The 18,894-nt window shown below is 38.4% G+C and carries 16 protein-coding genes; 10 read left to right on the top strand and 6 right to left on the bottom strand.

The features are described from left to right. Window positions 1-140 precede the first annotated feature (140 nt). The 5 genes from FK004_RS00080 (at window position 141) to FK004_RS00060 (ending at window position 8,050) form a co-directional block, all read left to right on the top strand. A complete protein-coding gene (locus FK004_RS00080; RefSeq protein WP_108735412.1) occupies window positions 141-2,117 on the top strand; it encodes a peptidylprolyl isomerase in 1,977 nt (658 codons plus the stop codon). A 29-nt stretch (window positions 2,118-2,146) separates the two neighbouring features. After that, window positions 2,147-2,965, top strand: a complete 819-nt coding sequence (locus FK004_RS00075) for a hypothetical protein (RefSeq protein ID WP_227871734.1) — start codon at window positions 2,147-2,149, stop codon at window positions 2,963-2,965. Next, window positions 2,925-4,355, top strand: coding sequence for a peptidylprolyl isomerase (locus FK004_RS00070; RefSeq protein WP_108738689.1), 1,431 nt, complete (start codon window positions 2,925-2,927; stop codon window positions 4,353-4,355). The genes FK004_RS00075 and FK004_RS00070 overlap by 41 nt, the downstream gene beginning before the upstream one ends. An 89-nt stretch (window positions 4,356-4,444) precedes the next feature. Continuing rightward, a complete protein-coding gene (locus FK004_RS00065; protein ID WP_108735410.1) occupies window positions 4,445-5,398 on the top strand; it encodes an AAA family ATPase in 954 nt (317 codons plus the stop codon). A 384-nt stretch (window positions 5,399-5,782) separates the two neighbouring features. Next, window positions 5,783-8,050 (top strand): aconitate hydratase, encoded by a 2,268-nt coding sequence (locus FK004_RS00060; RefSeq protein WP_108735409.1) that lies wholly within the window; start codon window positions 5,783-5,785, stop codon window positions 8,048-8,050. 171 nt (window positions 8,051-8,221) lie between these two features. Here the strand turns inward: FK004_RS00060 and FK004_RS00055 are convergent, their stop codons facing one another. Continuing rightward, a complete protein-coding gene (locus tag FK004_RS00055; RefSeq protein ID WP_108735408.1) occupies window positions 8,222-9,670 on the bottom strand; it encodes a glyceraldehyde-3-phosphate dehydrogenase in 1,449 nt (482 codons plus the stop codon). 152 nt (window positions 9,671-9,822) lie between these two features. Then, window positions 9,823-11,220, bottom strand: coding sequence for a trypsin-like peptidase domain-containing protein (locus FK004_RS00050; RefSeq protein ID WP_108735407.1), 1,398 nt, complete (start codon window positions 11,218-11,220; stop codon window positions 9,823-9,825). A gap of 229 nt (window positions 11,221-11,449) precedes the next feature. On the opposite strand from FK004_RS00050, the gene dapF reads away from it, so the two are divergent. The 4 genes from dapF (at window position 11,450) to FK004_RS00030 (ending at window position 14,771) form a co-directional block, all read left to right on the top strand. Continuing rightward, entirely contained in the window at window positions 11,450-12,229 is a 780-nt protein-coding gene (gene dapF / locus FK004_RS00045; RefSeq protein WP_108735406.1) for a diaminopimelate epimerase, read from the top strand. A gap of 2 nt (window positions 12,230-12,231) precedes the next feature. Next, the gene (locus FK004_RS00040; protein ID WP_108735405.1) at window positions 12,232-12,765 is read left to right on the top strand and encodes a GNAT family N-acetyltransferase; all 534 of its coding nucleotides are present in this window, start codon (window positions 12,232-12,234) and stop codon (window positions 12,763-12,765) included. 12 nt (window positions 12,766-12,777) lie between these two features. Further along, window positions 12,778-13,818, top strand: a complete 1,041-nt coding sequence (gene mltG, locus FK004_RS00035; RefSeq protein ID WP_108735404.1) for an endolytic transglycosylase MltG — start codon at window positions 12,778-12,780, stop codon at window positions 13,816-13,818. 311 nt (window positions 13,819-14,129) lie between these two features. Beyond that, the gene (locus FK004_RS00030; protein WP_108735403.1) at window positions 14,130-14,771 is read left to right on the top strand and encodes a peptidoglycan-binding protein LysM; all 642 of its coding nucleotides are present in this window, start codon (window positions 14,130-14,132) and stop codon (window positions 14,769-14,771) included. Between the two features lie 53 nt (window positions 14,772-14,824). Here FK004_RS00030 and FK004_RS00025 read toward each other — a convergent pair whose 3' ends face one another. Beyond that, on the bottom strand, window positions 14,825-15,547 hold the full coding sequence (locus tag FK004_RS00025) for an SAM-dependent methyltransferase (protein WP_108735402.1): 723 nt from the start codon (window positions 15,545-15,547) through the stop codon (window positions 14,825-14,827). Between the two features lie 34 nt (window positions 15,548-15,581). Then, a complete protein-coding gene (locus tag FK004_RS00020) occupies window positions 15,582-15,947 on the bottom strand; it encodes a helix-turn-helix domain-containing protein (RefSeq protein ID WP_108735401.1) in 366 nt (121 codons plus the stop codon). A 452-nt stretch (window positions 15,948-16,399) separates the two neighbouring features. Here FK004_RS00020 and FK004_RS00015 point away from each other — a divergent pair, with 452 nt between their 5' ends. Then, complete coding sequence (locus tag FK004_RS00015; RefSeq protein ID WP_108735400.1) at window positions 16,400-16,843, top strand: cysteine peptidase family C39 domain-containing protein; 444 nt, start codon at window positions 16,400-16,402, stop codon at window positions 16,841-16,843. 158 nt (window positions 16,844-17,001) lie between these two features. Here the strand turns inward: FK004_RS00015 and FK004_RS00010 are convergent, their stop codons facing one another. Together FK004_RS00010 and dnaA are read right to left on the bottom strand one after the other, a co-directional pair. Beyond that, window positions 17,002-17,460 (bottom strand): low molecular weight protein-tyrosine-phosphatase, encoded by a 459-nt coding sequence (locus FK004_RS00010; protein WP_108735399.1) that lies wholly within the window; start codon window positions 17,458-17,460, stop codon window positions 17,002-17,004. Window positions 17,461-17,466: 6 nt separating this feature from the next. Next, window positions 17,467-18,894 (bottom strand): chromosomal replication initiator protein DnaA, encoded by a 1,428-nt coding sequence (dnaA, locus tag FK004_RS00005; RefSeq protein WP_108735398.1) that lies wholly within the window; start codon window positions 18,892-18,894, stop codon window positions 17,467-17,469.

The raw sequence follows: 18,894 nt of genomic DNA, 5'->3' as shown, positions 1-18,894 counted from the left end.
TTTTGTTAATACGATGCCGTATAGTTGTATAATGTTTTCGAATTGTTATTTTTGTTGATTGCAAATAATTGGGTTGCTATTGCGTTTATGAAAGGGATACTCTAACTATTAATTTTAAAGTAAAAGATAAATTTATACTGATGAAAATAAAACAGTTGTTCTTTGGTTTGGCAATATCCTTGAATATAGCGGCTTATGCCCAGGAAAGTAAAAAAGAAGTTTTATTTACCATAGATAACAAACCCTATTATACTGATGAATTTACCCGGGTTTATAATAAGAATTTAGATCTTGTTAAGGACGAATCCCAAAAAGACATCAATCATTACCTCGATCTTTTTATAGCCTATAAGCTAAAAATTAATAAAGCAAACAAACTTAGTTTGCAAAATAACCCACAATACCAGGCTGAGCTGGCATCCTACAGGACACAACTTTCTAAAGATTATGTGACCGATACGAAAGTTACCAAAGAACTTATTGAGGAAGGCTACAATCGATCGCTTAAAGAAATTAAAGCAGCGCACATTCTGATTCTGGTAGATGAAAATGCGGCTCCGGCAGATACTCTTAAAGCTTTTAAAGAAATTTCAGACCTACGGAAACGTGCCGTTAACGGAGAGAAATTTGAAGATCTGGCAGTGAAGCATTCACAGGACCCGTCTGCGAAAGATAATAAAGGCGAATTAGGATATTTCTCCGCTTTTAGAATGGTATATCCTTTTGAAAGTGCTGCCTATAAAACCAAAAAAGAGGGGATATCACAACCGGTACGAACACGTTTTGGCTATCATATTATTAAGGTAGAAGACATACGTGATAATCGTGGCGAAGTTACCGTGAGCCATATCATGATTATGAAGCCGGCTAATAATCCGACGACTACAGCTGAAAAAGCAAAAAGCACCATTGATGATATCTACCAAAAATTAAATCAGGGTGAAAAATTTGAAGATCTGGCGCGTCAGTTTTCTGAAGATCGGTCTTCTGCTCCCGAAGGCGGACTTTTATCACGTTTTGGTTCCGGACAGCTCAGCTCTGAAGAATTTGAGCAGGTGGCATTTGGGCTAACAGTTCCTAATAGCTACAGCAAGCCTTTTGAAAGCCAGTTTGGATGGCATATCGTTAAACTGATAGAAAAACATCCGGTAAAAACATTGGAAGAAGCTGAAAAAGATTTAGAAAATAAAGTGCGTAAAGATGATCGCTCCCGACTGATTACCAATTCTCTGAACGAGACATTGCGTAAGAAATATAAAGTTGTGACAAATCCCGGGTTGTACGCTAAAATTTCAAAAGCAATCACCGATTCTTTTTATGGCGACGAATGGAAAATGCCAGGTGATCCCGCAGAATATGCGAAGCCATTAGTAACCATTCAGGACAAGCAAATTAACGGAACTGTCTTTGTAGCTTTTCTTAAAAATGAACAAATTGCTAAAAGTACACTGAAACCCCTTAGTAAATTGATAGGTCAGTTGTATGATAAGTTTGTCGATCAGCAATTGAACATCTATTATAATGAAAATCTCGAAAATGAATATCCTGAGTTCAATGCTGTGATGGAAGAATACCGTGATGGACTGTTGTTATTTGAATTAATGGAAAAGGAAATCTGGGAAAAAGCAAAAACAGATACAATAGGACTTGCGAATTTTTATAAGGAGCATGCTGCGAATTATCAATGGAAAATGAGAGAGGATGTTATCATTGCGTCTTCTACAGATGAAGCAGTAATCAAGAAAGCCCGCAAATTATTGAAACAAAATAAAACGGCCGAATTTATTAAAAAAGAACTGGATGCTACAGATAAGGTAAATGTAATGATCAATTCAGGCGTTTTTGAAGAAGGAAATCACGCGTTGCCGAAAAATCTAAAACCTAAAACCGGAGTGTCGGATGTGGTAAAAGAAGGAGAATACTATTTTGTGGCCAAAATCAATAAGATACTACCGGCAGGACCAAAGACACTCGAGGAAACCAGAGGAAAAGTAATCAATGATTACCAGCAATTCCTGGAAGAAAATTGGGTAGGAGATTTAAAGAAAGAAGCGACAATTCAGGTGGAAAGACCCGTTTTTGAACGTGTAAAACAAACCATGCAGGCCAAGAAATAGAAATGCTAAAACGAAGCTACATAATTGGAATGTGTGTGTTACTGGTGTCTTGTAATAAAGACGTAAAGCCAGAAGCCATTGCGAAAGCCAATGATTCCTATTTGTACAAGGAAGATGTTGAACATCTCGTGCCTACCGGTACTTCTAAGGAAGATAGCCTGGTGATTGTAAAGAATTTTATCGATAAATGGGCGACGCAAAAATTGCTGATTGATGCGGCAGAAATGAATCTGAGTGATGAGAAAATCATAGAATTTGATAATCTTATAAAACAGTATAAAATTGACCTTTACACAAAAGCATATATAGAAGAGGTCGTAAAGGAAAGGGTTGATACCGCTGTTTCTCCCAAAGAATTAAAGGATTATTATGATGCGAATAAGGAAAATTTTAAGGCAAATACCACGTTAATAAAACTACGTTATATAAATTTGCCGAAAGATCATCCGAAGTTCGAGACGATAAAAAATAAACTATTTAATTTAGGAAAAGGAGACCGTAAACTACTGGATAGTTATGCTGTTCAGTATAAGGGATACGCGCTGAATGACTCTGTTTGGGTCGAGATGAACCAGGTCTACCGTAAGCTGCCCTTTATAACACCCGAAAACAGAGGGAATTATATTATTCCCGGAAAGTCGATACAACAACAGGATTCCTTGAATGTCTATCTTGTTAAAATAGTGAAGGTGCTGGATAAAAATCAGATCAGTCCTTTCGAATATATAAAACCAACTTTACGACAAATCGTATTGAATAAAAGAAAGCTGGAGCTGATAAAAAAAATTGAAAAAGAAATAACTGATGATGCGATTAAAAATGATAAATATGAAATCTATAATAAATAGAGGAGCGATTCTGATGATGGGGATTTTTGCTTTCTGTAGCGCAACTGCGCAGGAAGTAATTAAGGAAGATGTGGCTGAAGCTAATGTGGTAAAGAAAATAGAACCCAGAAAAAAAATTGATGGTGTAATTGCTGTCGTGGGGGATTATGTAATATTAGATTCTGATATTGATAAGACGTATCTGGAAATTACTTCCCGTGGAAGTTCGGTAGAAGGTATTACCCGTTGTGAGTTGCTGGGGAAACTATTGGAAGATAAATTATATGCACACCATGCGATTCAGGATAGTATCATTGTAAAAGATGCTGAAGTGAATGAGACCATGGACCAGCAATTAAGCTACATGGTGAGCCAAATTGGTTCTATGGAAAAAGTAGTGCAGTATTTCAAGAAAAGTAATGAAGAAGACCTGAAGAGCCAACTTTTTGAAATTATCAAAATGGATAAACTGGCCTCTAAAGAGCAAAAAAATATTGTGGAAGCGGTAGAGATTACTCCGGAAGAAGTACGTGCTTTTTTCAAGAAGATACCACAGGCTGAATTACCGGTATTCGGAGCTGAAATGGAAGTTTCGCAAATTGTTATCGAACCGGAAGTGACCCAGGCCGATAAACAAAAAGTAATTGACAAGCTAAATGAGTTCCGAAAAGATATTTTGGAAAACAATGGTAGCTTTTTCAGTAAGGCCGTTTTATACTCGGAAGATACCGGGTCAAAATCAAATGGTGGATTTTACAGAATGAATAAAAAGACACCTTTTGTGAAGGAATTTAAAGATGTAGCTTTTAGTCTTGCTGAAGGCGAGATTTCACAACCTTTTGCTACAGTACACGGCTATCATATCATCTATGTAGAAAAAATCCGTGGCGCAGATATTGATTTAAGACACATATTATTAGTGCCAAAAGTGAATAATGATGCACTAAAAGCAGCAAAAGAAAAAGCGGAGAAAATTCGGGAGAAAATTGTGAGTGGCGCGATTACATTTGCTGATGCAGCCCGAAGTGAGTCAGATGAGAAAGAAACGAAAACCAATGGTGGTGTACTTTTGAATCCTAAAACTCAGGATACCCGTTTCGAACTGACCAAAATGGATCCTAAGTTATACAGCCAGGTTTCTGACCTGAAAGACAAAGAAGTATCCTACCCAATATTGGAAGAAGATGAATTGGGTAGAAAAAAATACAAACTGATTACAGTAACCAATCGTTACAACGAGCATACAGCTGATTATTCACAGGATTATATCAAAATCAAGGAATTGGCATTGAAGGAAAAACAGATCAAGGCGATTGCAAAATGGTCCGAAGAAAAGATCAAAGAAACCTATATCAAAATCAACGGGCAATATAAAGACTGTGATTTTGCAAACAACTGGCTTAAAAAATAATAATATCTGTAGTGCTTCTTTTTTAGGAAGCACTACTCTTTTATTGGAAAAAGTTCTTTATAATTGTACTTGTAAACAAACATTAAAATATGTCAGACGTAGCTGCTATTCAGAATCTGGTTCAAAAGCAAAAAGAGCTTAAAAGGGAAATTGCAAAAATAATTGTAGGTCAGGACGATGTCGTCAACCAGATTTTACTCAGTATTTTTTCCGGAGGGCATGCGCTTTTGGTTGGTGTTCCCGGATTGGCAAAAACGTTGATGGTGAATACGATCTCTCAGGCACTAGGGCTTGATTTTAAACGTATCCAGTTTACACCGGATTTAATGCCTTCCGATATTTTGGGAAGTGAGATCCTGGATGAAAACCGACAGTTTAAATTCATCAAAGGGCCTATATTTTCGAATATTATCCTCGCCGATGAGATCAACCGTACACCGCCCAAAACACAGGCTGCTTTATTGGAAGCGATGCAGGAAAGGGCAGTGACTATAGCTGGGCACCACTATAAATTAGCATTGCCTTATTTCGTATTAGCGACACAAAATCCAATTGAGCAGGAAGGGACTTATCCGCTTCCGGAAGCCCAGTTGGACCGTTTTATGTTTGCAATAAAATTGGATTATCCCTCTTTTGCAGAAGAAGTTCAGGTGGTTAAAAGCACTACTTCAGTTTCGGATGTGACAGTGGACCCTTTGTTTACTTCAGAAGAAATTATTGGATACCAGCAGTTGATTCGTAAAATCCCAGTTGCCGATAATGTAATTGAATATGCAGTAACTTTGGTGAGTAAAACGCGTCCCGACAATCCACTGTCCAATGAATTTGTACGCAATTACCTAGATTGGGGAGCAGGGCCAAGAGCCTCACAGAACCTAATATTGGCTGCAAAAGCACATGCTGCATTTAATGGTAAGTTTTCCCCTGATATTGAAGATGTTCAGGCAGTAGCTATTGGTATTTTACGACACCGTATTATAAAAAATTATAAAGCCGAAGCCGAAGGGATTTCAGAAGAGAAAATCATTGAGAAATTGTTCTGATATTTGAGGATTAACAGGCGTTGTAGCTTAAAATAGCAATCACATAATTAAACTCGTTTTATTTCAGAAATTCATAATTTTGGCTCCTGTTTCAGGCTGTTGAAATAGTAAGTCCATTATTTAGAAAGGTTCTTAGTTATAAGGGCCTTTTTTTGTAAACGCTAAATTCCGAATTTAATAAAAAATGGATTTTAAATTAAGGATTATGCAATATTTTAGATATAATTCAAATATTTTTTAATAATAATCATTCAAAATCATTTTTTAACAATAATAACGCCCTGAATTCGCTCTTTTACTAAAAATAGTTCAAATTACAGCTGAAATGCTTAAATTTGCAGCACACGAAATATAACAAAAAAATTAAATAAAAAAGTTAACATTATGGCTTTTGATATTGAAATGATTAAGAAGGCGTATGCATCTATGACAGAGCGTGTAGATAAAGCACGTGAACTTGTAGGGCGTCCGTTGACACTGACTGAAAAGATTTTATATTCCCACCTTTGGGAAGGATCAGCTTCTCAGGCTTTTACACGAGGAAAAGATTATGTTGATTTCGCTCCGGACAGGGTAGCTTGTCAGGATGCTACGGCTCAAATGGCTTTACTCCAGTTCATGCACGCAGGAAAAAGTAAAGTTGCAGTACCTACTACGGTACATTGTGATCACCTGATCCAGGCAAAAGTAGATGCAAAGACCGATTTGGCCAGAGCAAAAACGCAAAGTAATGAAGTATTTGATTTCCTTTCTTCAGTATCGGATAAATATGGAATTGGATTTTGGAAACCTGGAGCGGGAATTATTCACCAGGTAGTATTGGAAAACTATGCTTTCCCTGGAGGAATGATGATCGGAACCGATTCTCATACCGTAAATGCAGGTGGTTTAGGAATGCTTGCCATCGGAGTTGGTGGTGCTGATGCAGTGGATGTAATGTCCGGAATGGCATGGGAGCTTAAATTTCCTAAATTAATCGGGATCAAGCTGACTGGAAAATTATCCGGATGGACTGCCCCAAAAGATGTTATCCTTAAAGTTGCCGGAATTCTTACTGTAAAAGGTGGAACTGGAGCAGTAGTAGAATATTTTGGTGAAGGCGCACGCGCAATGTCTTGTACTGGTAAAGGTACAATCTGTAACATGGGAGCTGAAATTGGAGCTACAACTTCAACTTTTGGTTATGATGAATCTATGGATCGTTACCTGCGTTCTACAGATAGAGGAGATGTGGCTGATGCTGCAAATGAAATTGCAAAATACCTGACAGGTGATGATGAAGTATACGCTGATCCAGAGAAATATTTTGACGAAGTAATCGAAATCAATCTTTCTGAATTGGAGCCTTACTTAAACGGTCCTTTTACACCGGATTTGGCTACTCCAATTTCAAAAATGAAAGAAGAAGCACTTAAAAATAACTGGCCTTTGAAAATTGAGGTAGGTTTAATTGGTTCTTGTACGAACTCTTCTTATGAAGATATCTCAAGAGCAGCTTCGTTAGCGAAGCAGGTAGCGGATAAAAATTTAAAAACAAAATCTCAGTTCACCATTACTCCTGGTTCTGAGTTGGTACGCTATACAATCGAGCGTGACGGATTTATTGAAACGTTCGACAAAATTGGTGCTACAGTATTTGCTAATGCTTGTGGGCCATGTATTGGAATGTGGGACAGAGAAGGTGCTGAAAAAGAAGAACGTAATACAATCGTTCACTCTTTCAACAGAAACTTCTCCAAACGTGCCGATGGTAACCCTAATACATTGGCATTCGTTGGATCGCCGGAATTGGTAACTGCTTTGGCTATTGCCGGAGACTTGAGCTTCAATCCACTTACAGATACCTTGATTAATGAGGATGGCATAGAAGTTAAATTGGACGAGCCAACAGGAAATGAGCTTCCGCCAAGAGGTTTTGCTGCTGAAGATGCTGGTTTCCAGGCGCCATCAGAAGATGGTACCGGAGTTCAGGTTGTGGTAAGTCCTACTTCAGAGCGTTTACAGTTGTTGGAGCCTTTTGACCCATGGGATGGTAAAAATATTACCGGAGCTAAGTTACTGATCAAAGCTTTTGGAAAATGTACTACGGATCACATCTCTATGGCTGGACCATGGTTGCGTTTCAGAGGGCATTTGGATAATATCTCCAATAATATGCTTATCGGTGCAATCAATGCTTTTAACCAAAAATCAAACTTGGTAAAAAATCAATTGACTGGTGAATATGGTACTGTTCCAGGTGTACAAAGAGAATATAAAGCTGCAGGTATGCCAACAGTAGTTGTGGGCGATCATAACTATGGTGAAGGTTCTTCCCGTGAGCATGCTGCTATGGAGCCTCGCTTTTTAGGAGTTAAAGCAGTTTTGGTAAAATCTTTTGCGCGTATCCACGAAACCAACCTTAAAAAACAAGGTCTTTTAGGATTGACTTTTGCAAATGAAGCAGATTACGATCTGATTCAGGAAGATGATAGCTTTAACTTTGTAGATCTTGTTGATTTTGCACCAGGCAAACCATTAACAATTGAATTACAGCACAAAGATGGTAGCAAAGATGTTATTCTGGCAAACCATACTTATAATGAAGGACAGATCGGTTGGTTTAAAGCAGGCTCTGCTTTGAATTTAATTGCTGCTGCTGGAAATGCATAAGTAGAATGTGTGATACATATCAAAAAACTCCCTGTGCAGACAGGGAGTTTTTTTATGGGCAATAATCTCAGGATGGGTTTATAAATACAAAAGTCCGCTCTTTTGGAGCGGACTTTTAACTTTAAATCAAAAAACTAAGCATCTTAATGTCAAAAAGTGCCTTAGTGCCTGCTAATAGTAAGAGTAACGACGTACTTTAGAAATATAGCGTGCCAGGCGTATTACCTGATGGCTGTATCCGTATTCGTTATCATACCATATGTATAAAACAATATTCTTCCCGTCCGGGGAAACAATAGTTGCGTTACTGTCATAGATTGAGGGAGCTGATGTACCGATAATATCGGAAGATACCAGTTCGTTGTTAAGGGAATATTTAATCTGTTCTACCAATTCGCCTTCCAGGGCATAGCGTTTCATGATATTGTTGATCTCTTCGATCGAGGTATTTTGTGATACTTCGAGATTTAAGACAGCAAGGGAGCCATTCGGCACAGGTACACGGATCGCATTGGATGTTAATTTTCCGGCCAATACGGGTAGTGCTTTGGCAACAGCAGCTCCGGCTCCGGTCTCGGTAATGACCATGTTTAATGCAGCTGCTCTTCCGCGACGGTATTTGCTGTGCATGTTATCTACCAGATTCTGGTCGTTGGTATAGGAATGAATCGTTTCTAGGTGTCCTTTAACAACACCCAATGTATCTTCGATCGCTTTCAGGATGGGAGTGATAGCATTGGTAGTACAGGATGCAGCAGAAAAAATAGATACTTTATCAGGATTGTATTCATTGTGGTTTACACCGTAAACAATATTTGGGATTCCTTTTCCGGGTGCGGTTAATAAAACTTTGTCTACACCTTTGGAAACCAGATGACGGCTCAGCGCTTCTTCGTTTGTAAAAGCACCGGTATTGTCTATAACCAGGGCATCTTCAATACCATATAAAGTATAGTCGATTTCTTCCGGGCTACCCGCTGTAATCATGTGCACAGTAGTGCCATTAATATTCAGTGCGTTATTTTCAGGATCTGCATGCACAGAACCATGGAAATCACCATGTACAGAATCATAGCGCAATAGCGAAGCGCGTTTTTCTAAATTTATAGCGTCATTTTTGTCCCGGGTGACGATGGCACGAAGGCGCATTTGCGTTCCTTTTCCTGTTTTGGACATCAGTTCACGGGCCAAAAGGCGACCGATTCTTCCAAAGCCATACAGGATAACATCTTTCGGCTTATTGTGCTTAAAATCTTTTGCATTTCGAAGTTTGTCGATTACAAAAGCAGTAGCATCATTGTACTTGTCATCCTGGAGATGGTATTCGTACGTTAATTTACCAATGTCAAGTTTTGATTGTGGCAGGTCCAGGGCCATAATTGCTTGCGCAATTTCAACAGAATCAAATACGGAAATTGGTTTTCCTACAAATTCCCCTGCATATTCATGAAGATTGATAATGTCACTTACATTGCGGTCAATCAGTTGGTTTCTGAAAAAAACCAATTCGATCGATTTATCATACCATAAGTCACTTATGATCTTAATAAATTCCACTCCTGCCCGGCGTCGATCAGCCTGAAATGAAAGTTCTTTTTCGTACAAAACGTTATTGTTCATAGTAAAAGTAAAAAGGTGTGTGTGTTGCTTTTTTTAAATTTGCTGCAAAAATATAGATTTCAAACGTTTTCGTAAAGCTTTTTTGTAAAAATTTTCTATAAAAAAAAGCCAGTCGTTACAACTGGCTTCATTGACGGGGGATTTAGTTTCTTTTACCTGAATATATAGCGCTCGATTTGACCGTTAGGATTAAGTAATTCTATTTTTGTAAGAGAATTTTCCTGTTTGCGGCTTAGTATAGCCGAAACCATTTCGATATCTTTTACTTTTTGATTGTCTATTGTAAGAATGATTTTACCTGCCAGTTCTTCAAAACTTGGATTTGTAGTTTCTTTTATTTTGACACCATAATTCAGGTTGAATCGTTTCTTCTCGCTGCTGTCCAGATTTTCCAATTGTAATCCGTTGTAATCATAAGCTAAAAATTCATTTTTCGTTAATGTAACTGGAGTTACCAACGTTTTTTCATCGCGGATATAAGTGACGCGCACGACATCTTCCGGACGTTTAGTGTTTAGGAATGCAGCAATATCTGCATAGGAATAAATAGCGGTATTATCCAATTTGGTGATAATGTCTCCTTTTTTGATGCCTGCAATTGCAGCCCCTGATTTTGGGGTGACCTTATTTACAAAAAAGCCTTGTGTGGCTGAGATTCCTAATTCTTTGGATGCTTTATCGTTGAGCTCTCCGCCTTCAACACCAAGGATGCCGCGTTGTACATTGCCAAATTCCAATATATCATCGATTATTTTTTTGGTGATATTGGACGGTACAGCAAAAGAATAGCCGACATAGGAACCTGTCATGGATGAAATCATAGTATTGATCCCTATCAGTTCCCCACGGGTATTGACTAATGCACCACCACTGTTTCCGGGATTTACAGCCGCATCAGTCTGGATGAAAGATTGCATGTCATTGGCTTGAGAGCCTAAATTTCGTGCTTTTGCAGAAACAATTCCGGCAGTTACAGTAGAGGTAAGGTTGTAGGGATTGCCAACAGCTAAAACCCATTCGCCTACCCTGATAGCATCTGAATCCCCAAAAGTGCTATAGGGCAATTTATCATTAGTATGGATTTTAAGTAGGGCAATGTCCATTTTGGAGTCCGTTCCGATCAATTCCGCTTTATAGGTTTTTTTATTATTCAGGGTAACTTCAATTTCTGAAGCATTATTGATCACATGGTTGTTGGTTACGATATACCCATCGGCAGAAATAATTACTCCGGATCCAGTTCCAACCTGTGCTTGTGGCTGCCCGCCCTTATAGCCGTAAAAAAACTCCATCATAGGATTCGAACGGGTGACATAGGAAAGGTTTTTAATGTGTACGACAGAATGTACCGCTTTGTCTGCTGCATCGGTAAAATCCAGTGTTTCAGGTGAAAGTCCTACAGTTCTGGTATAGTTGCCGGAAGCAGTAGTGACCATTGATTTAGAAGTGTCTGAAAAGACCGCATTTTCATCAAATAATAGTTTATAAGCTCCCAAAGTAGTAGCGCCACTTAACAGTGCTACTAAGAATAAACTCGAAAATCTTTTCATGGTGTGTATGATAATTTAAATAATTAACAGTAAAATTATATAAATATTTGTCCTGTAAAAATCAGTTTAACGAACGATTAACAATGATTAACGAAGCATTAATATTTGTACTTTTGTACTATTGTTCGCTACAGTAATGTAAGTTAGTGCTACGTAGAACAGCATTTGTTAGTAACAGTGCTGGGCTGAAGCTTTGTAGGCCAGGGCGATTATTTTAAATATAAAAAAGATGCATATTACATTTTATAAATATCAGGGAACAGGGAATGATTTCGTTATGATCGATAACCGGAATCTGTCATTTCCAAAGGAGAGCAGGATTATTGAACACCTTTGTGACAGACGATTTGGAATTGGTGCAGATGGATTGATTTTACTTGAAAACCATCCCACGGAAAATTTCAGGATGGTATATTTCAATTCTGACGGTAATGAAAGCAGTATGTGTGGTAATGGCGGCAGGTGTTTGGTTGCTTTTGCAAAACAATTGGGTGTCATAGAAAATGAGGCTTCTTTTGAGGCAGTGGACGGAATGCATCATGCTACCGTAAGTGGAACAGGAATTGTGTCGTTGCAAATGAAAGACGTAACGGCTGTGGACCATTATGAAGGGCATGTTTTTTTAAATACGGGTTCTCCTCACCATGTTGAAATAGTAGATGATCTTGAGGGATTGGATGTAAAAGGATACGGTGCTTCGATTCGGTATGGTGCATTATATGGTGCAGCTGGAAGTAATATTAACTTCGTGAATCAGATAGGCGATGCCATTTTTGCTGTTCGTACTTATGAGAGAGGTGTAGAGGATGAAACTTTTTCCTGTGGAACAGGCGTAACTGCAGTGGCTATTGCAATGAAAGCTACCGGGAAAACCGATGCAAATCTTGTCCAGCTTGAAACTCCGGGTGGGACTTTGGAAGTCGCTTTCGAACAGGATGGAACGACTTTTACGCAGGTGTTCTTAAAAGGACCTGCGAAATTTGTTTTCGAAGGAACCATTACGATTTAATTATGATAACCTTACAGGGAAAGACAATCTACCTACGTGCATTGGAGCCGGAAGATCTCGAATTTGTATATGCAATAGAAAATGATGAGGCCGTTTGGGAAGTAAGCAACACGCAAACACCCTACAGCAGGTTCCTGATTAAGCAATACCTGGAAAATGCGCAACAGGATATTTATGAAGCCAGGCAATTACGGCTGGCCATTTGTGAAAATAATAGTTTTAAGGCCATAGGGTTGATTGATCTTTTTGAGTATGATCCAAGAAACCAACGGGCGGGAATTGGTATTGTTATCCAAAAAGGGGAAGACCGGAATCAGGGGATTGGAAGCCAGGCTTTAGGGTTGTTGGTTCAGTATGCCTTCAGCCATTTAAATTTACATCAATTATTTGCAAATATCAGCAGTGAGAATGAAATTAGTATAAAGCTTTTTACTAATTTTGGATTCGAAAAAATTGGAATTAAAAAACAATGGAACCGGGTTGCAACCGGCTATACGGATGAAATTCTATACCAACTCATAAATATTAACAACTAAAATTAGCTGGCTTTGAACTTAAAAAAAATTGTACTGATTGCCCTGGTCGTTATTGTTGCTGCGGCATCAGTATATGGTTATATGATTTATAGGGATATTTTTTCCGCCAACACCAAGTTTGAGGAAGCGGAAACCTATGTGTATGTCCCTACAGATGCTACTTTTTCGGATGTGCAAAAATTAGTGTCGCCCTACGTGGAGAATATGGATCGTTTTATGATGGTCGCCAAGAAGAAAAGTTATGATAGCAATGTGAAAGCAGGTAAGTTTTTGCTTAAAAAGGGGATGAACAGCAATGATATCATCAACTCTTTACGCCAAAGCCTGCCGGTAAAACTCGCTTTTAATAATCAGGAAACACTGGAAGATTTTGTAGGCCGCGTAGGCAGTCAGATTGAAGCCGATAGCTTAAGTCTGCTGAATGCGGTAAAAGATAAAAAATTTCTGGAGGAAAACGGATTTACAGAAGAGAATGTACTGAGTATGTTCATCCCGAATTCCTATGAATTTTTCTGGAATACCTCTGCTGAAAAATTCAGGGATAGAATGGCAAAAGAATACCGTAATTTCTGGACTCCAGAACGTATTCAAAAAGCCGAAGCCCAAAACCTTACTCCTTTACAGGCCAGTACGCTGGCTTCAATAGTACATAAAGAGACGGTAAAAAAAGATGAGCGTCCGAGAGTGGCCGGGGTATACCTGAACCGTTTGAAATCGGGTATGAAACTCGAAGCAGATCCTACGGTGATTTATGCGGTAAAGAAAAATAGTGGCGATTTTCAACAGGTAATAAAAAGGGTACTGTATAAAGACCTGGAAACCGATTCTCCGTATAATACCTATAAATATGCAGGGCTTCCCCCTGGTCCAATTGCTATGCCTGATATTACAGCGATTGACGCCGTTTTAAATCCGGAACAGCATAATTATATCTATTTCTGTGCCAGTGTAACCAATTTTGGGTACCATGAATTTGCTGTAACGCCAGCCCAACATGAAGCGAACAGGCAAAAATATGTCGCCTGGATCAACAAGCAGGGCGTAAAAAGATAATTATTATTTACTATTTTACAGAAAAAAGCCTTACTGACTTAAAAATCAGTAAGGCTTTTTTTATCTCCATACTGCAATTATTGAATGGTAGCGATGGGGGTAAAGTAAAGAAATTGTAAAAAATAGTATTTTTTTTAAAAAAATATAGGGGGGGTGGAAGGGCGTCTGAATTTTGAGGCAATCGAATGAGAAATAGTCTCTTAGGGACTTTCTGAAAAATTTAACATGCTGATTTTCAGGTTCATTATATTTGTGTTATATTTGCACCCTAGTAATTTCATGGGGGGACAGCGTCATGAGAAAATTGAAATATGATTAAAAAATGGATTTACTATGCAGGACTGATGACAGTTACCGGCTTTTCAAGTTTGGGATTTCATAATGTTGGTGCAGAGAAAAACGAATGGTTTCATGTGTCGGAGAGTGAGAAATTAGAAGTCTCCGTGCCTTCAAAGGAGGAAATTGAAACAAAACAGGTGACTGTTCCTTTTACAGGAAAAACGTATACCGGCTTTAAGCAGGCCGTGGCATACAAAGAGTCACAAGGACAGTATAAATTAGTCAATACTTTTGGCTATATGGGGAAATACCAATTCGGAATGTCTGCATTACGAGCAGTTGGTATTACAAATGCAAATCTCTTTTTAAATTCGCCTCTTTTACAGGAGAAGGCTTTTAAAGCTCTTTTAGCGATCAATAAGCACGAATTAAAGCGTGAAATTGATATTTATGAAGGAAAGGTCATTAATGGAGTAAAAGTTACAGAGTCCGGTATTTTAGCTTCAGCCCATCTTTTAGGGGCCAACTCTGTAAGGAGTTACCTGAAAAGTAATGGTAAAAAGCATAAAAAAGATGGTTTTGGAACATCCATAAAAACCTATATGAAGAAATTTGGTGGCTATGATACTTCTGGTATTATTCCCAATCGAAATGCTAAAGTGAACATGTTGTAATTTTAGCGCAGCATACAAAAAAGCCCCTTACGAATTTAGTAAGGGGCTTTTTTTTAGGTCTTATGGATAATAAAAATGGCAGGACGGTTGTGTAGGTCCACCTTTGTTTTTTTCCATTCAGCAACTTTCATTGTTTTAATGTATTCTGTGGGCAATGTAAGGTCGCAGGCAATACAAAGCAGGGTTGAAGGCTGTAAGGCCTGTAGCAGGTCTTCTATGAGCTTATTATTGCGATACGGTGTCTCTATGAAAAGCTGGGACTGGTTTTTATCCAAAGATAATTTTTCAAAAGTTTTCAAAGCCTGTTTTTTTTCAGATTTATCAATCGGAAGATAGCCGTTGAAAGCAAAACTTTGGCCATTCATGCCGGATCCCATCATGGCTAATAATATAGAGGAAGGACCAACTAAAGGTACTACCTGTATGCCTCTTTCATGTGCGATTTTTACGATTACAGCTCCGGGATCGGCAACGCCAGGGCAGCCAGCTTCAGACATCAATCCAATATTTTTTCCTTCGAGGCAGGGTTTGATCATCTGCTCGTGTTCCGAAGTCTCGGTATGTTTGTTTAATGTACTAAGGCGTAGTGAGGGTTGTGGTTTTTCCGGAGCGATGCTTTTGATGAATTTTCGGGCTGTTTTCTCATTTTCCACAATAAAATCATCAATAAAATCAATGGCTCTTTTTACCGTTTGGGGTAATACATCCAGAGGGTCAGATTCTCCTAAGGTGATCGGGATTAAATAAAGTTTTCCTTTAAACGGTGTGGCTTTCATTTTTTTATTTTTAATGGATGCGGTAAAGTTAGTACTATTTCGATAAATCCTCAATAATCTTTTTCAGCTGTTCCAGCATAAGGTCTTTGTCTTTTAGCCGTGCCTCGTAAAGTTCTTCTATTTTTCCGGAGATATGGAGGTTGTCATAATAAGGTTTCTCATAAAAAGAAACTGCTGCCGTGTCTTGTGTCTCTGAAAAATCAGCTACTTCTAATAATTCAATTACAGGAATATGCAGTACGCGGGCGATTTCAATGAGACGTTCTACACTAAGTTTGGTTTCGTTCTTTTCCAACTTAGAATAAGCGGGCTGCGAAATATGAAGTAATTGCCCCATGTACTCTAAGGTATAGCCTCGTTGAAGGCGTAATGTCCTGATCTTTTCGGTTATCCTTTCCATGCTTAAAAAAAGTTATGTTTTTTGTAAAAATAGAATTTTATTTTAAAAAATATGATAATTAGTATCTAATTATTTTTAAAGTGTTGTATTAATGTTTTATATTTAGGATATATCCATATAATTGGGATGAGGCTTTGAATTACCTATTTTGTGATTTAAAGCTTTTTTAATCGCTATGGCGTGATAAAAAAGGAGGTAGTCGTTTTTGTGTATTTGTAATACTGCTATAAAACACAATTTAAACTTTAATTATAATCTTTGGTTAATGTTTATATAGCGCAGGTTATAATTAAGCTGCAAAAGTTGTTGTGTACTATTGTGTAAAAATGGAATTTTGAATTGTAGATTATTATTGTGAAAGTCGGGTGGGCTTAACAAGTAAATTATAATAGATGTTTATAATGCAGTCAAAATAACGGTAAGGATTATTTTGTAGCAATTTAAGGAATAGCATGAAGCCAATAACAGTTAAACAGAATAAAGAAAAAGATTGCATTTCGGCATGTTTGGAGTCTTTAGGGAGCTATTATAATTTGCATCATACCATTGTATGCAATAGTGATAGTAAAGCTATCAGAAATATTGACATGAATATTCCGGAATTGCTCTTGCGGGCTGGTAAAGTCGGCTTTAAAGGAAAGAAGGTGAAAAGCACCGTTCATACCATAAACAGAATGCGGCTTCCTGCAGTAGCTCAAGTGTGGAGAGGTGATAACCTACACTATATTATAGTGTATAAAATTGAGGATAACAGGCTAACGGTTATGGATCCGGCTTTTGGTAAATTAATCCCCTATTCTTTGGCAGGTTTTAACCGAATATGGTCTGGAGTGCTGGTATTGCTCGTCTGTCAAAATAATGCAATTCCCAATGGTGTTCCCTTGCTGTTAAGATAGTATATAGGAATTGATGGGTTAATAGGCATGGTAATGCCCTTGATAAAGAGTGTAGTAGGAGATTTTTTTTATATTTGTTTCGTTGAAAAGCCATCTTGTAAAAGATGGCTTTTCTATTTTGTGTAGTAGTAAATACTTCTTTGAATTTATGACTTGTGCTATTGTAATAGCTTCGTGGCGATCAGTGTACAAGCTTCATCGAGCATATTGTAAACATTAGAAAAGCCATTTTCAAGTCCATAATAGGGATCCGGGACATCAACATTTTCATTGGGGAATAACTCGTCCAGTATCATGTTGACTTTGTTTTTGGCTGGTGCATTTGGAGCCAGCTGTAAGACATCGCTGTAATTGCTGGAATCCATCACATAGATATGGTCGTACCGGTCAAAATCCGCCACGTTAAAATGGCGTCCTCGTTGGTGGGTGATATCGAGCCCTTTACTTTTTGCGATAGCGATGGAGCGGGAGTCGGGTTGCTTGCCTACGTGCCAGTTACCGGTTCCGGCAGAATCTACAATAAAGTGTTCCCTGGGTAGTTTGGACTGTAAAATCCCTTCTGCCAAAGGAGATCGACAGATGTTTCCAAGGCACACCATGAGTATTCTAACCGGCATGGTCTGTTAAAGTGATAATTTTTTATGAATGTCGTCCACGAATTTCTTGAACTGCTTGTCTGTAGAAACCAGATTGTCTACTGTTTTGCAGGCATGAAGTACAGTGGCATGGTCACGATCTCCAATTTGGGAACCGATATTGGCCAAAGACGACTTGGTGAATTTCTTAGCAAAAAACATAGCCAGTTGTCTCGCTTGTACGACGTGTCTTTTTCGGGTTTTGGATTGTAACGTGTCTACATCCAGCTGAAAATAATCAGAAACTACTTTCTGGATATAATCGATAGAGATTTCACGTTTTACATTTTTGACGAATTTTTCTACTACCTGTTTTGCTAAATCAATTGTTACTTCTTTTTTATTGAAAGAAGACTGGGCGATCAGGGAGATGATGGCACCTTCCAGCTCACGTACGTTTGATTTGATATTTCGGGCTACATATTCGATGATTTCATCCGGGATTTCTACCCCATCACGATATAATATGTTTTTTAGTATGGAAATACGGGTTTCGTAATCCGGTTGGTGTAATTCGGCAGAAAGCCCCCATTTGAAACGGGAAAGCAAGCGCTGTTCGATGTCCTGCATGTCGACCGGAGCCTTGTCGGAAGTCAGGATGACCTGTTTTCCGTTCTGGTGCAGGTAATTGAAGATGTGGAAAAATACATCCTGGGTACCGGCTTTTCCGGATAGGAATTGCACATCATCAATAATCAGTACATCAATTAGCTGATAGAAATGAATAAAGTCATTTCGTGTATTTCGTTTTACGGATTCAATATATTGTTGTGTAAATATTTCGGCAGAAATATACAATACGGTCTTGTCCGGGTATTTGTCTTTGATTTCCACACCAATAGCATGTGCTAAGTGTGTTTTTCCTAATCCGACACCGCCAAAAATCAGTAGGGGATTGAAAGAAGTGCCTCCCGGTTTGTTGGCTACAGCCATACCGGCAGAGCGGGCTAAACGGTTGGAATCTCCTTCTAAGAAGTTATCGAAGCTATAGTTTGCATTTAACTGGGACTCAATTTTTACATTGCGGATTCCGGGAATGATAAATGGGTTTTTTAACTCCGGGTTTTTATTGTGTAAAGGAACATCAACTTCCTGCGGTTTTACAGGAGAACGGTGGGCACTTGGCAATTGTTCCGTAAACGGTTGTTTATTGCCATAAGTGTTTTCCATTTTGATTTTATAAAGTAACTTTGCACTTTTGCCAAGCTCTTTCGTCAATGCCACTTTTAATAATTTTACATAGTGCTCTTCGAGCCATTCGTAGAAGAATTTACTAGGAACTTGAATATATAAAGCATTATCAGTCAGCTCAACGGATTTGATTGGTTCGAACCAGGTTTTGTACGCCTGATCCTGAATATTGTCCTTTATAAAAAGGAGACAGTTTTCCCATACCGATTCAGCAGTTTTAGTCAT

This window comes from Flavobacterium kingsejongi, from assembly GCF_003076475.1.
GTDB lineage: Bacteria > Bacteroidota > Bacteroidia > Flavobacteriales > Flavobacteriaceae > Flavobacterium > Flavobacterium kingsejongi.
The sequence above is the reverse complement of the archived record's forward strand: the minus strand, read 5'-3'. Positions and strand labels throughout refer to the sequence as shown.